This is a genomic window from Marivivens sp. LCG002, from assembly GCF_030264275.1.
GTDB lineage: Bacteria > Pseudomonadota > Alphaproteobacteria > Rhodobacterales > Rhodobacteraceae > Marivivens.
In genome coordinates this window covers 2,364,503-2,377,866 of sequence record NZ_CP127165.1, presented here as the reverse complement: position 1 = coordinate 2,377,866, position 13,364 = coordinate 2,364,503, and the positions used below count along the sequence as shown (strand labels likewise).

Sequence of the window (13,364 nt, the reverse complement as noted above, 5' to 3'; positions counted from 1 at the left end):
TTATGCCAGTGGACCGCCACACATTTGGCATATAGCTTGGGTAGATTAGGTCCCGAGTTGAGTAATGTCACAGTCACGTCAAAACCCAGTCCAATGGCACGAGCCGTCGTTCGAAGATCGTATGAAAGCGATCTACGGCGTCGATTTCAATGTGGGACAGCGCCCCGTGCTGCGACCGCGCCAAATCGACGTGCGCTTTCCGTTTGCGGCGCTGTTTGTTGTCGTGGGGCTGTTTTTCGTGCTCAAGACGATTGCGGTCACAAGCATCGGTGCCGACCACTTTGAAGAGCAACGTCTTGCGATGGCTCAGGGGACCTTGCCCGAGCAAATAGGGGCCGCTCTTCTCAAGATCGACCCCTTAACCTCTCGGATAGCGACGTTCGTTTCCGCCGACTGATCAGATTTTGTCGATCATCGAGCGCGTGAGGCCGATATCGGCAAGCTCGTGGTCGCTGAGCGCTTCGAGTTCGCGCTTGGTCTTGTGGCGGGCATAGGCTTGCTTGACCGCATCAATGGCATCAAGGCAGGCGACATAGGCGATATAGAACGCGCGAGGGCTGAGGGCGCGGGACTGGTTTACTTCGATCATCGGACAATCTCCTGTGGGTCAAACGCTGACCAAAATTCGTTTCGAGCGGCAGATAAACTTTGCTGCAGCGCAGCACTAGAAGGTGTTTTTGCATAGTTCTTATGCATTCACAGCATGCCTCATTTCGTGCAAATCGCCTTTGTTTTGCTTGGTTTTCGGGCAAACCCGAGACTGGGTGTCGTATGCCGTTTTCGAAGGGTCGCGAATAGGCGATGGACAAAGGGCTTGGCGGGTGTTCTTGTTTTGTGCTAGTCCTTGTTCCAGAACAAAAACAAGGGGCAGAGCATGCGGGTGATCGGAATCGATCCGGGTCTTCGCAACATGGGATGGGGAATCATCGACGTTGATGGCTCTCGTTTGACCCATGTGGCGAATGGTATCTGCAAATCCGACGGGGCTGCGGCGCTGTCGGAACGGCTTTTGTCCCTTCATCGCCAATTGACCGAAGTGTTCCGGACCTATGCGCCGACTGCTGCCGCCGTGGAACAGACCTTTGTGAACAAGGACGCTGTGGCCACGCTCAAATTGGGGCAGGCGCGCGGGGTGGCTTTGCTCGTGCCTGCGCAAGCGGGGCTCGAGGTTGGGGAGTATCTCCCGAACGCTGTGAAAAAGGCCGTGGTCGGTGTGGGGCACGCGGACAAGCGGCAGATCGACCATATGGTCAAGCTCCAGCTTCCCGGGGTCAAGATCGCGGGCGCGGATGCGGCGGATGCTTTGGCCATCGCGATTTGCCATTCCCACCATTGCCAGTCTGCGGGGCATCTCCAGCGGGCCATTCTGAAAGCGGGCGCATGATCGGAAAACTTTCGGGCCGTATCGATTACAAGGGCAGCGACCATATCCTGATCGATGTTCGTGGGGTCGGGTATATCGTCTATGTCTCGGACCGGGTCATGGCGTCGCTTCCGCCCAAGGGCGAGGCGGTGGCGCTTTATACCGATTTGCTCGTGCGCGAGGATCTGCTTCAGCTTTTCGGGTTCACGACGCTGGTTGAAAAGGAATGGCATCGCTTGTTGATGTCGGTCCAAGGGATCGGGGCCAAGGCCTCTATGGCGATCCTTGGGGCGCTTGGCGCGGACGGGGTAAGCCGTGCGATCGCGTTGGGCGACTGGAGCGCTGTGGCCAAGGCCAAGGGCGTCGGCCCCAAGACCGCGCAGCGTGTGGTCATCGAACTCAAGGACAAAGCCCCGAGTGTGATGGCGATGTCGGGCGGCACGGCCGAGGCCGTCGATGTGGAAGAGGTGATCGAAGACGCAGCGCCGAAGCCCCGCAAAGCGCCCCCCGTCCAGAACATGGCGCAGCCAGAGGCTCTTTCAGCGCTCGGTAACCTTGGCTATGGTCCGTCCGAGGCCGCGAGCGCTGTGGCTCAGGCTTTGGGCGAGACGCCTGATCTTGATACAAACGGGCTTATCCGTGCGGCGCTCAAGCTGCTTGCTCCAAAGTAAGGCCGTGTAATGACCGAACCTGATCCGACATTGCGCCCCGAGAGGCAGCCAGAAGACCGCGATCGCGCTTTGCGCCCGCAGGGACTTGAAGAGTTTATCGGTCAGGCCGAGGCCCGCGCCAACCTTCGCGTCTTTATCGAGAGCGCCAAGCAGCGGGGCGAAGCGATGGATCACACGCTTTTCCATGGTCCGCCCGGTTTGGGGAAAACCACGCTGGCGCAGATCATGTCGCGAGAGCTTGGGGTGAATTTCCGTATGACCTCGGGGCCGGTTCTGGCCAAGGCGGGGGATTTGGCGGCGATCCTGACAAACCTTGAGGCGCGGGACGTTCTTTTTATCGACGAGATCCACCGTCTGAACCCAGCGGTCGAAGAAGTGCTCTATCCCGCGATGGAAGATTATGAGCTTGATCTCGTCATCGGCGAGGGGCCTGCGGCGCGCACGGTGCGGATCGAATTGCAACCTTTTACGCTTGTGGGCGCGACCACGCGTTTGGGGCTTTTGACGACGCCGTTGCGGGATCGTTTCGGCATTCCGACGCGGCTCGAGTTCTATACGGTGCCCGAGCTTAACGAGATCGTGAAACGGGGAGCGCGGCTCCTTGGCGCACCTGCCGATGAGGACGGCGCTCTCGAGATTGCCCGCCGCGCGCGCGGCACACCGCGGATCGCGGGTCGTCTTTTGCGCCGAGTGGTGGATTTCGCGATTGTCGAAGGAGATGGGCGCGTGACCCGTGCTCTGGCGGATCGTGCCCTGACGCGGCTCGGGGTGGATCACCTTGGGCTCGACGGGGCAGACCGTCGCTATCTTCGGCTGATCGCAGAGAGCTATGGCGGCGGCCCAGTCGGTATCGAAACGCTTTCGGCGGCCTTGTCCGAAAGCCGCGATGCCTTGGAAGAAGTGATCGAACCCTATCTTCTGCAACAGGGATTGATCCAGCGCACCCCGCGTGGGCGGATGCTGGCGCAAGCGGCTTGGCGTCACCTCGGGCTTGATGCCCCCAAGGGTCAACAGGATCTCTTCGGGAAGTAAGCGCGACTTGGTTCTTGCGCCGAGATGTGCAAAGAGAGCGCCAAATGACCGAAGACGCGAGACTGTGCCGATGATGACACCCGACCAGATCGAGGCCCATTTCACCCGAGCCGATGGCGAATTCCTCTGTGCGCGTTGGGGGCGGCCGATTGTCCCCGTTGTCTTCGGGGTCGAAGATGCGACGCTTTCGACGATCAAGGGCGCGATTGAATTGGTGGTCGGCTTTGCTGGCCACAAGATGGCGGAAACCGATCCCGAGTTCGGCGCCAACCTGATGTTCTTTTTCTGCCGCGAGTGGAATGATCTTGTCGAAGTTCCGAACCTCGATCAGCTCGTTCCCGAACTGCGCCAAGTGGTCGAGCGGCTCGAGCGTGCCGAGGCCAATCAATACCGCATTTTCCGTTTTGACAGGGACGGCGCGATTTGCGCCTGTTTCGTGTTCTTGCGGATGGATGCCGAGATGTCCAAGCTTCCTGCCGAAACCATCGCCTTGGGGCAGGCGGTGCAAATGCTCGCGCTCTGGTCCGAGAGCGCTTTTGCGGAAACCTCGCCGCTTGCTCTGGCCAAGGGGGTCCCCGTGCTGCGTCCCGAAATCGGTGGCGTACTCAGGGCGGTTTATGATCCGATCCTGCCGGCGGTGGCCAAGGAAAAGACACACGCCCTACGGCTCTTTGCCCGCATGTCAAAGGAGACCCTGTCGTGATCCATACCTTTTCCTGCCGCGTCTATTACGAGGACACCGATCTTGCGGGGATCGTCTATTATGCGAATTACCTAAAGTTCATCGAGCGTGCGCGCACCGAATGGGTGCGCAGTCAGGGCGTGGATCAGGCGCGGCTCAAGGAGGAGCAAGGGATCGTCTTTGCGGTGCGCCGTGTGGAAGCCGATTACCTTCACCCCGCCAAATTCGACGACGAACTGACCATCGAAACGCGGGTCGAGTCGCTTACGGGTGCACGGATCGTTCTATCTCAGGATGTGCTTCGCGCTGGCGAAAAGCTCTTTTCGGCGCATGTGACACTTGTCGCCATCGGCGCGAATGGCGCGCCTGCACGGCTTCCGGCAATTCTCCGCCGACCATTGCACTGATTTCAGCGAAAAACAGAGCTGTGATCGCGGTTCTATTGGCTTTGTTCGCGTAAATGGGGTAAATCGGGTCCAAATAGGCCCGAACGGCCACTAAAAACGAGCAGATTTATGGAAGCAGCGACCGACTACACCATGTGGGCACTCTTTGCGCGTGCCACTTTTATGGTGAAATTTGTGATGATCATGCTGATCGGTGCCTCGATCTGGTGCTGGGCGGTCATCGTGGACAAGATGATCCAATACCGCAAGGCACGCGCCGAAGCGGCGATCTTTGATCGTTCGTTCTGGTCGGGCGAGCCGCTGGACGAGCTGTTCGATGCCATCGGCACCAAGCCGCGCGGTCAGTCGGAGCGGATTTTTGCGGCGGGTATGCTCGAATGGCGTCGCAGCCACCGTCAGGACGGCGGTCTGATCGCGGGGGCGCAGGCCCGTATCGATCGGTCTATGGATGTGGCCATCGCCAAAGAGGCAAGCGCCCTTCAAAAGGGGCTCCCCGTTCTGGCGACTGTCGGTTCGACCGCACCCTTCGTCGGGCTCTTCGGGACTGTTTGGGGGATCATGAATTCCTTCATCGAGATCGCCCAGCAACAGAACACCAACCTTGCCGTTGTGGCCCCCGGTATCGCCGAGGCGCTGTTGGCGACGGGACTTGGTCTTTTGGCTGCTATCCCCGCCGTTATCTTCTATAACAAGCTCTCGGCGGATAGCGACCGCATCCTCTCTGGCTACGAGGCCTTTGCCGACGAATTCGCGACGATCCTTTCGCGCCAGCTGGACAGCTGATCCATGGGCGCGGGTATCATGAAAAAGGCTTCGGGCGGAGGGCGGCGGCGACGTCGCGGCGGCGCCCAGCCGATGTCCGAGATCAACATCACGCCGTTTGTCGACGTGATGCTCGTGCTTTTGATCATCTTTATGGTCGCGGCCCCCTTGATGACGGTCGGTGTTCCTGTCGAGCTTCCCAAGACGCAAGCGAGTGCTTTGCCCGCCGACGAGGAAGAGCCGCTGACCGTGACGATCACCGCAGAGGGCGTCGTTATGATCCAGAATTCGGACACGAACGAAGCGGAACTTGTGGAGAAACTTCAGGCGATTGCAGCAGAGCGGACCTCTGACCGGATTTATCTCCGTGCGGACGGGTCCAACAATTGGGATCGTGTCGCTCAGGTTATGGGGCTGCTCAATGCGGGTGGCTTCTCGAATATCGGTCTTGTGACCGACATCGCAACAGCGCCTGGCGGGGCGCAGGAGTAAGGGCGCTATGCCCGTAAGTTACGGAACCTATGTCTCGGGCGCAGGCCATCTGGCTCTCCTTATCTGGCTTTTGGCCGGATGGGGATTGAGCAGTGATCCGCTCGAGTTCGAGATCACCGAAGTGACGGTCGTGTCGGGCGAGTCTTTTGAGGCGCTCGTTCGCGCGACCTCGCCGCAACCCACGACCGAGGTGCCGACGACACCCGTCGCACCTGTCGTGGAAGAAGCGCCCGCTCTCGAGGCTCCGCAAGAGGACCCCGCTCCCGAAGCCGTTCAGCCCGACGTGACCGAAGCCCCTGCCGAGGAAGCGCCGCCTCCTGCCCAGCCCGAGCCGCCGACACCGCCCGCCGAAGTGACGGATACAGCGCCCCAGCCGCCGCAACCCGAGGTGCTTGCCGGAGCGCCCGATTTGCCTGTCAGCGAGCGCCCGCAAGTGCGTCAAGCGGACCGCGTGGCCGATACGCCCGTTGCGCCGCCGCCCCCTGATGTAGAGACCGCCCCTGTCGAACAGGCCGCTGTCGAAGAGGATGCCGAGCAGCCTGCCGAACAGGAAACCGTGGTGCAGGAACAAGCTGCACCCGAAGAGACGACAACCGAGATCGTGACAGAGGCCGAGATACCTGCAGGCGCGCCCGATACATCGCCGCGTCCTGCCGTGCGCCCCTCGCGTCCGACCCCTGCGCCGCAAACCGAAACGGCACAGGCCGAGGAAACGCCCGCTGCGGACACGACGGATGCCGAAGCCGAAGAGCTTGCCGCGCTTTTGGCTGGAGGGAGCCAATCTTCGGCGCCTGCGACCGCCACGGCGTCGGGTCCCCCGCTGACAGGTTCGGAGCAAGAGGCCTTCCGTCTTGCGGTGAGCAGTTGTTGGTCGGTCGACCCCGGTGCCGAATGGGCGCGGGTCGTGGTGACGGTAGAGTTCGATCTTACCCCCGAAGGCAAGGTGGACGGGGACGTGCGCTTTGTCTCGGCGACGGGCGGGACGGATAACCTTGCTCAGACCGCATTCCAGACCGCACGGCGCGCGGTGATGATCTGCGGTGCGCGTGGGTTCAACCTCCCTGCCGACAAATACGACCACTGGAAACAGGTGGTTTTGACATTTGATCCTGCAACTATGCGTCTAAGATGAAACAATACATCACATCTTGGCGTATTCTTGCCGGTTCGAAAGATTATCAATTGCCCGAGTCATGCGCTAACACTAGCGCTATGGGTGTGCCGCCGATGTGCGGAGCAAATGAGGATGCATATGTTTAAGAAGTTCATGGCGCTGGTTCTGGCCCTTGTTCTTGCAGGACCCGTCGCGGCGCAAAACGGTCCGCTGCGCTTGACCATCACCAATGGTGTGATCGAGCCGCTGCCTTTTGCCATTCCGCAGTTTCAGGCGGAAACCGCGGGAAGCGAGGCACTGGCCGCGGATATCAGCCGCGTGGTGGCCGAAGATCTGACGGGCACGGGGTTGTTCCGCCAGATCCCGCCGTCCGCTTTCATCAGCCAGCACGCCAGCTTTAGCCAGCCTGTCGCCTATGCCGATTGGCGGGCCATCAATGCACAGGCTCTGGTGACGGGTGCCGTTTCCGTGCAGGGCCAACAGGTTTTCGTGAAATTCCGCCTTTATGACGTTTTCTCGGGCAACGAGATGGGCGAAGGGCTCCAATTTGCGGGCACCACCCAAGGTTGGCGTCGCATGTCCCACAAGGTGGCGGACGAGGTCTATGCCCGTATCACGGGCGAAGAGCGCTATTTCGACAGCCGTGTGATCTATGTCGCCGAAAGCGGGCCCAAGGACAACCGGTCCAAGGCAATCGCCATCATGGACTCTGACGGCGCGCCGAGCAGCATCCAGTATCTGACATCAGGCAACTCTCTGGTGCTTGCCCCGCGTTTCTCGCCGACAGGCGACCGTGTGCTTTATACCAGCTACGAAAGCGGCTCGCCGCGCATCAACGTTCTTGACGTGGCTTCGGCAGTTGCGCAGCCTGTCTCTACGGCGCCCGGTGAAATGTCGTTCTCGCCGCGCTTCTCGCGCGATGGCACGGCTGTGATCTATTCGCTGTCTTCCGGCGGAAACACCGATATCTGGCGCACGGATCTGCTCACGGGACAGCACACCCGCTTGACCAATGCGCCTTCGATCGAAACCGCGCCGAGCTATTCGCCCGACGGCAGCCAGATCGTGTTCGAGAGCGACCGCTCCGGTTCGCCCCAGCTTTACATCATGACTGCAAACGGGGGCGAGGCGCGTCGCATTTCCTTTGGCGAGGGGCGTTACGGCACGCCCGTCTGGTCGCCGCGCGGGGATCTCATCGCCTTTACCAAGCAGAACGCGGGTCGCTTCCATATCGGTGTGATGCGCACCGATGGTTCGGAAGAGCGTCTTTTGTCCTCGGCTTCGGGGAGCGCTCTGGACGAAGGTCCGACGTGGTCGCCGAACGGCCGCGTGGTGATGTTCTTCCGCGAGACGCTTGGCGCGAACGGCGGGCCGTCGCTCTATTCGGTCGATGTTTCGGGCCGCAACCTGCGCCAGATCGCAACGGGGGGATTTGCCTCTGACCCGTCATGGGGCCCCTTGCAGCGGTAACAAAATCAGGAGCGGATTCCCAAGGGGTCCGCTCCGTGCTATTCTAGCAGACAACGAGCACCAATAACCTATACAGGAACTTCCCATGCGCAGCCTTACCAAAGCCGCACTTATCCTCTTGGCCCTCTCGACGGCCGCGTGTACGCGTCCCGACCGCTTTGCCGATAACGGCAATTCGGTGGATCTCAATTCCGCAGGCGCGGGTTTCGGCGGTTCGGCCAGTGACCCGACCAGCCCCGCCTATTTCAGCCAGACCGTAGGCGATCGCGTGTTCTTCCTCGTGGACCAGTCCACTCTGACCGCCGAAGCGATGCAGGTTCTCGATGGTCAAGCCAGCTGGCTTTTGACCAACTCGGATTACCTTGCGCTCATCGAAGGCCATGCCGACGAGCAGGGCACCCGCGAATACAACCTCGCGCTTGGTGCACGCCGTTCGAACGCTGTGCGTGAATACCTTGTGTCCAAGGGCGTGCCCGATGCCCGCATCCGCACCATTTCTTATGGCAAAGAGCGCCCGACCGCTGTTTGCGCCGATGAGTCCTGCTATTCGGTCAACCGCCGCGCCGTGACCGTGATCTCGATCGGTAGCATCGGCTAAATCACCGCTTAACAAGGAGAGCTGCATGTTCCGACGTCTTGCATTCGCTGTTGCTATTGCTCTGTCCTCGCCCTTGGCGGCGAGTGCGCAGCAAACCGAAACGCTTGCAGATATCCGGCAGCAGCTCTCTTCACTTTATGTCGACGTGCAAAATCTCCGCTCCGAGCTTTCGGCAAGCGGCGGGCTGACGGCGACCACGGGTTCGGGGAGCACGCTTGATCGCTTGAATGCCATCGAGGCCGAGCTTCAGCGGCTTACGGCAAAATCCGAAGAGCTCGAGTTCAGGATCAACAGGATAACCGAGGACGGAACGCGCCGCATCACCGATCTCGAATTCCGTCTTTGCGAGCTGGAAGAGGGATGCGATCTTTCCCTCGTCGGCACGGGCACGACATTGGGCGGTGTGGACAGCGCCGCGTCGATCCCCGCGCCGCAAGAGCAATCCGCATCGACCCCAGAGCTTGCCGTAGGGGAAGAAGCCGATTTCGCTGCGGCCGAAGCCGCTCTCTCCGAAGGTGATTTCGAAACGGCGGTTCAGCTTTTTGCAACCTTTGTCGAAAGCTATCCTGGTGGGCCTTTGAACGCACAGGCGCATTATCTGCGCGGTGAGGCTCTCGAAAGCCTTGGAAATATGACGGATGCGGCGCGCGCCTATCTTGCAAGCTTCTCGGTGGATCAGTCGGGCGAAATTGCCCCTGATGCGCTTTTCAAGCTTGGGTATTCGCTCGGCACGATCGGACAGGTGCAGGACGCCTGTATCACCCTTGCCGAGGTCGTATCGCGCTTTCCCGACCTAGAGGCGGCAGCAGATGCCAAAGCCGCGATGCAGTCCTTGTCCTGCGGATAAGGTGCAGGACGCGTTTCACACCCATTTTCACGCTTTGCCCAAAGCGCTCGCCCTTGCTGTGTCGGGGGGGAGCGATAGCCTCGGCTTGCTTGTGCTCGCACGGGAGTGGGCGGCGCTACATGGCGTCGCGCTGAGTGTCGTCACAGTCGATCACGGATTGCGCCCCGAAGCCAAGGCCGAAGCCGCCTATGTGGGCGAACTTTGCCAAGGCTGGGGCCTTGGGCACCACATCCTTACATGGCGCGATCATCCGGCGACGGGCAATCTCATGGCCGAGGCGCGAAGCGCGCGGTATCGGTTGATGTCGGATTGGGCCGAAACCGAGGGGATCGGGGACATCGCGCTGGGGCATACCGCCGACGATAATGCCGAAACCTTTGTCATGGGCCTCATGCGGGGGGCGGGGCTTGACGGACTTTCGGGCATGAGGCCGCAGTTCGAGACCCATGGCATCAGGTTCCATCGTCCCGTTCTCGGGATTGAGCGCGGGGCGCTTCGGTCTTTGCTCGAGAGCCGTGGCATTTCTTGGGTCGATGATCCGACGAACGAGGACGACCATTATGATCGGGTCAGAGTCCGCAAAGCGCTCGCCTCGCTTGAAGGTCTCGGACTGGACTTCGGCAAAAGCATTGCGAACCTTCGGTCCACGCGCGGCGATCTGATGCAGGAGCTTTGGACGAGGATCGAAGGCGGCTTGGCTGTCACGCCCATTGATCTTCGGCTTGAGGAAGAGGTGTTTCTATCGCTCAGCCGCGATTTGCGGCGGCGGTATTTGAACATCGCGCTCCGCTATGTCGGCGGGGCCGATTATCCGCCCCGCGCCGACAAGGTTCAGCGACTTGTCGATGGCGCTTACCAAGAGACGGCTACGCTTGCTGGGGCGCTTGTCTACCTTCGCAAGGGGGTGATCCATATCGCCCGAGAGCCGGTCGCCGTTCAAAATATCGAGGCGGATGTCGGGGCGCTTTGGGATCGGCGGGTCATCGCACAGGGGCCCGAGCAGACCGCCAAAGTGCGCACCTTGGGGGAAAACGGACTGAGACAGATTGGCGCGATCTGGCGCGAAACGGGCCATCCAAGGCGCTCTTTGCTTGGCTCTCCTGCCGTTTGGTGCGGAGAAACGGTGATTTTTGCGCCATTTGCAGGTGTTTTCCATCCCGATTGGGCGTTTAATTGCAAATGGGATGTCACGAGTTTGCGCACATTCGTATTAACGCATTGAACAACCTTTTCTGATCCCTATTTTAAGAACACGGCAGGCGCGACTCTTGCGTCTCCGACGGATTTCAAAGGAGTTCCCCTTGGGTAACGCGCGCAATATCGTTTTCTGGGTCGTTCTGTTCCTGTTGATCGTCTCGCTGTTCAATATTTTCAGTGGTGGCAGCAACAGCCTTCAGGCCTCGAGCCGGAACTATTCCGAGTTTGTTTCTGCTGTGGACAACGGCACGGTGACCGAAGTCACGATAGACGGCGAAAAGCTGCTCTATACGGCTGCCGACGGCCGCAGCTATGTGTCGATCAAGCCGTCCGATGCAAACATCACCGATCTGCTTTTGGACAAGGGCATTCCGGTGCGCGCAGAAAGCCAGGAACAATCGACGTTCCAGGCCTTCCTCCTCAGCCTTTTGCCGTTCCTTCTGCTGATCGGTGTCTGGATCTATTTTATGAACCGGATGCAGGGCGGTGGCCGTGGCGGTGCGATGGGGTTTGGTAAGTCCAAGGCCAAACTGCTGACCGAAAAGCAGGGCCGCGTGACCTTTGACGACGTTGCAGGGATCGACGAAGCCAAAGAAGAGCTTGAAGAGATCGTTGAATTCCTTCGCAATCCCCAGAAATTCTCGCGCCTTGGCGGCAAGATCCCCAAAGGTGCGCTTCTCGTGGGCCCTCCGGGGACGGGTAAGACGCTTCTTGCGCGCGCTATCGCGGGTGAAGCAGGCGTTCCGTTCTTTACCATCTCGGGTTCCGACTTTGTGGAAATGTTCGTGGGTGTCGGTGCTTCGCGCGTGCGCGACATGTTCGAACAGGCCAAAAAGAACGCGCCTTGTATCGTCTTCATCGACGAAATCGACGCCGTGGGCCGTGCACGTGGTGCAGGCTATGGCGGCGGCAACGACGAACGCGAACAGACGCTCAACCAGCTTCTCGTCGAGATGGATGGTTTCGAAGCAAACGAAGGCGTGATCATCGTTGCGGCAACCAACCGTCGTGACGTGCTTGACCCCGCGCTTTTGCGTCCCGGTCGTTTCGACCGTCAGGTGACGGTTCCGAACCCCGATATCAAAGGCCGCGAAAAGATCCTTGCCGTTCATGCACGCAAGACCCCGCTTGGCCCTGATGTCGATCTTCGCATCATCGCGCGCGGCACCCCCGGTTTCTCGGGTGCGGACCTCATGAACCTTGTGAACGAAGCGGCATTAATGGCGGCGCGCGTGGGTCGTCGCTTTGTCACCATGGTCGATTTCGAAAATGCCAAGGACAAGGTGATGATGGGCGCAGAGCGCCGCTCGATGGTTCTCACCGCCGAGCAAAAGGAAAAGACCGCATATCACGAAGCAGGTCACGCGGTCGTCGGCCTTGCTCTTCCCAAGTGTGATCCCGTCTACAAGGCGACGATCATTCCCCGTGGCGGAGCGCTTGGTATGGTCGTGTCTCTTCCCGAGATCGACCGTCTGAACTGGCACCGCTCTGAATGCGAGCAGAAGCTTGCGATGACCATGGCAGGCAAGGCCGCCGAAGTTCTCAAGTATGGTGAGGACGAAGTGTCGAACGGCCCCGCAGGCGATATCCAGCAGGCCTCGCAGCTTGCGCGTGCGATGGTGCTTCGTTGGGGCATGTCGGACAAGGTCGGCAACATCGACTATGCCGAGGCGCACGAAGGTTATTCGGGCAATACTGCGGGCTTCTCTGTTTCGGCGAACACCAAAGAGCTCATCGAACAGGAAGTGAAGCGCTTTATCGACGAGGGTTACCAGAATGCTCTGCGTATCCTGAGGGAAAAGCATGACGAATGGGAGCGCCTTGCTCAGGGGCTCTTGGAATACGAAACTCTGACCGGCGAAGAGATCGAGCGCGTGATGCGCGGCGAGCCGCCACAATCGGGCGGAAACGGCGGCGAAGCAGCGGAAGAGACCTCTGCATCGGTGACCGAGCTTCCCAAGACGCGCAAGCCGCGCAAGCCCAAGGCGACCGATCTTTCGGGAGAGCCCGAACCGACCGCCTAAGCCTTATCAGGCCGAACAGCAGCCCCCGAAACTCTCCGAGTTTCGGGGGTTTGCATTTGTGGCGGGAGATATTTTTCGATAGCTGTCTTCGCGTCCACTGCTGCAAACATAGGTGTTCGACATGCCCGCTTTGAAACCGACCGACTTTTCCGGAACGATCGTGTGGCTCGGACTGATGCCCGAACGGTCGGGAAAACAGATCACGGCCCAGCGGCGCGAGGCGCTCGATCTGACTTTTGCGGGGGCGGTGGGCGACGCGCATTATGGGGAAACGCGACCGTCCTGTGTGCGGGTGACGGCCCAGTATCCCAAAGACACTCCTATTCGGAACACCCGCCAGATTTCGTTGGTCAGCGAGGAAGAGTTGGCGCAGATCGCGCTTCGGCTCGGGATGGAGCGGATCGATCCGCTCTGGCTCGGGGCGACGATTGTGGTGCGAGGCATCCCCGATTTCAGCTTCATTCCCCCGTCCTCGCGGCTCCAGTTCGAGAGCGGCGCGACGGTGACGGTCGACATGCAGAACCGCCCTTGCAGCGTTGTGCGCGATACGATTGCCGCCCATGAAAACGGGCAGGGCGCGGCGTTTGTCCAATCGGCACGCGGTCGCCGCGGTGTTACCGCTTGGGTCGAACGAGAGGGGAAAATCGCCGTCGGTGATGCGCTGCGGGTGCATGTTCCCGACCAGCGAGGATGGAAGCCCTAGGC

The 13,364-nt window shown here is 60.2% G+C and carries 16 protein-coding genes; 15 read left to right on the top strand and 1 reads right to left on the bottom strand.

What is annotated here, in order from left to right; all coding sequences use genetic code 11:
* The first annotated feature begins 64 nt into the window (after positions 1–64).
* Positions 65–397, top strand: a complete 333-nt coding sequence (locus QQG91_RS11715; RefSeq protein WP_285770407.1) for a hypothetical protein — start codon at positions 65–67, stop codon at positions 395–397.
* Here QQG91_RS11715 and QQG91_RS11710 read toward each other — a convergent pair whose 3' ends face one another.
* Positions 398–589 (bottom strand): DUF1127 domain-containing protein, encoded by a 192-nt coding sequence (locus tag QQG91_RS11710; RefSeq protein ID WP_285770406.1) that lies wholly within the window; start codon positions 587–589, stop codon positions 398–400.
* 285 nt (positions 590–874) lie between these two features.
* Between QQG91_RS11710 and ruvC the strand changes: the two genes are divergently transcribed.
* From ruvC to QQG91_RS11640, 14 genes are all read left to right on the top strand, one after another.
* On the top strand, positions 875–1,384 hold the full coding sequence (gene ruvC, locus QQG91_RS11705) for a crossover junction endodeoxyribonuclease RuvC (RefSeq protein WP_285770405.1): 510 nt from the start codon (positions 875–877) through the stop codon (positions 1,382–1,384).
* Positions 1,381–2,034 (top strand): Holliday junction branch migration protein RuvA, encoded by a 654-nt coding sequence (gene ruvA, locus QQG91_RS11700; RefSeq protein WP_285770404.1) that lies wholly within the window; start codon positions 1,381–1,383, stop codon positions 2,032–2,034. Before ruvC ends, ruvA begins: the two co-directional genes overlap by 4 nt.
* 9 nt (positions 2,035–2,043) lie before the next feature.
* Positions 2,044–3,066, top strand: a complete 1,023-nt coding sequence (ruvB, locus tag QQG91_RS11695; RefSeq protein WP_285770403.1) for a Holliday junction branch migration DNA helicase RuvB — start codon at positions 2,044–2,046, stop codon at positions 3,064–3,066.
* Between the two features lie 73 nt (positions 3,067–3,139).
* Positions 3,140–3,769 (top strand): hypothetical protein, encoded by a 630-nt coding sequence (locus QQG91_RS11690; protein ID WP_285772348.1) that lies wholly within the window; start codon positions 3,140–3,142, stop codon positions 3,767–3,769.
* Complete coding sequence (ybgC, locus tag QQG91_RS11685; RefSeq protein WP_285770402.1) at positions 3,766–4,155, top strand: tol-pal system-associated acyl-CoA thioesterase; 390 nt, start codon at positions 3,766–3,768, stop codon at positions 4,153–4,155. Before QQG91_RS11690 ends, ybgC begins: the two co-directional genes overlap by 4 nt.
* Before the next feature lie 108 nt (positions 4,156–4,263).
* On the top strand, positions 4,264–4,938 hold the full coding sequence (gene tolQ, locus QQG91_RS11680; RefSeq protein WP_285770401.1) for a protein TolQ: 675 nt from the start codon (positions 4,264–4,266) through the stop codon (positions 4,936–4,938).
* Between the two features lie 3 nt (positions 4,939–4,941).
* Positions 4,942–5,409: a protein TolR gene (gene tolR, locus QQG91_RS11675; protein ID WP_285770400.1), complete on the top strand. Its 468-nt coding sequence runs from the start codon at positions 4,942–4,944 to the stop codon at positions 5,407–5,409.
* A 7-nt stretch (positions 5,410–5,416) separates the two neighbouring features.
* The gene (gene tolA, locus QQG91_RS11670; protein WP_285770399.1) at positions 5,417–6,541 is read left to right on the top strand and encodes a cell envelope integrity protein TolA; all 1,125 of its coding nucleotides are present in this window, start codon (positions 5,417–5,419) and stop codon (positions 6,539–6,541) included.
* A 120-nt stretch (positions 6,542–6,661) separates the two neighbouring features.
* Positions 6,662–7,993 carry a Tol-Pal system beta propeller repeat protein TolB gene (tolB, locus tag QQG91_RS11665; RefSeq protein ID WP_285770398.1) on the top strand — a complete coding sequence of 444 codons (1,332 nt, stop codon included), beginning with the start codon at positions 6,662–6,664 and terminating at the stop codon, positions 7,991–7,993.
* Positions 7,994–8,078: 85 nt separating this feature from the next.
* Entirely contained in the window at positions 8,079–8,591 is a 513-nt protein-coding gene (pal, locus tag QQG91_RS11660; RefSeq protein WP_285770397.1) for a peptidoglycan-associated lipoprotein Pal, read from the top strand.
* 25 nt (positions 8,592–8,616) lie between these two features.
* Positions 8,617–9,438 (top strand): tol-pal system protein YbgF, encoded by an 822-nt coding sequence (gene ybgF / locus QQG91_RS11655; RefSeq protein WP_285770396.1) that lies wholly within the window; start codon positions 8,617–8,619, stop codon positions 9,436–9,438.
* Position 9,439: 1 nt separating this feature from the next.
* Positions 9,440–10,660: a tRNA lysidine(34) synthetase TilS gene (gene tilS / locus QQG91_RS11650; RefSeq protein ID WP_285770395.1), complete on the top strand. Its 1,221-nt coding sequence runs from the start codon at positions 9,440–9,442 to the stop codon at positions 10,658–10,660.
* A 79-nt stretch (positions 10,661–10,739) separates the two neighbouring features.
* Positions 10,740–12,659, top strand: a complete 1,920-nt coding sequence (gene ftsH / locus QQG91_RS11645; RefSeq protein WP_285770394.1) for an ATP-dependent zinc metalloprotease FtsH — start codon at positions 10,740–10,742, stop codon at positions 12,657–12,659.
* Positions 12,660–12,780: 121 nt separating this feature from the next.
* Positions 12,781–13,362 (top strand): MOSC domain-containing protein, encoded by a 582-nt coding sequence (locus tag QQG91_RS11640; RefSeq protein WP_285770393.1) that lies wholly within the window; start codon positions 12,781–12,783, stop codon positions 13,360–13,362.
* Positions 13,363–13,364: the final 2 nt, after the last annotated feature.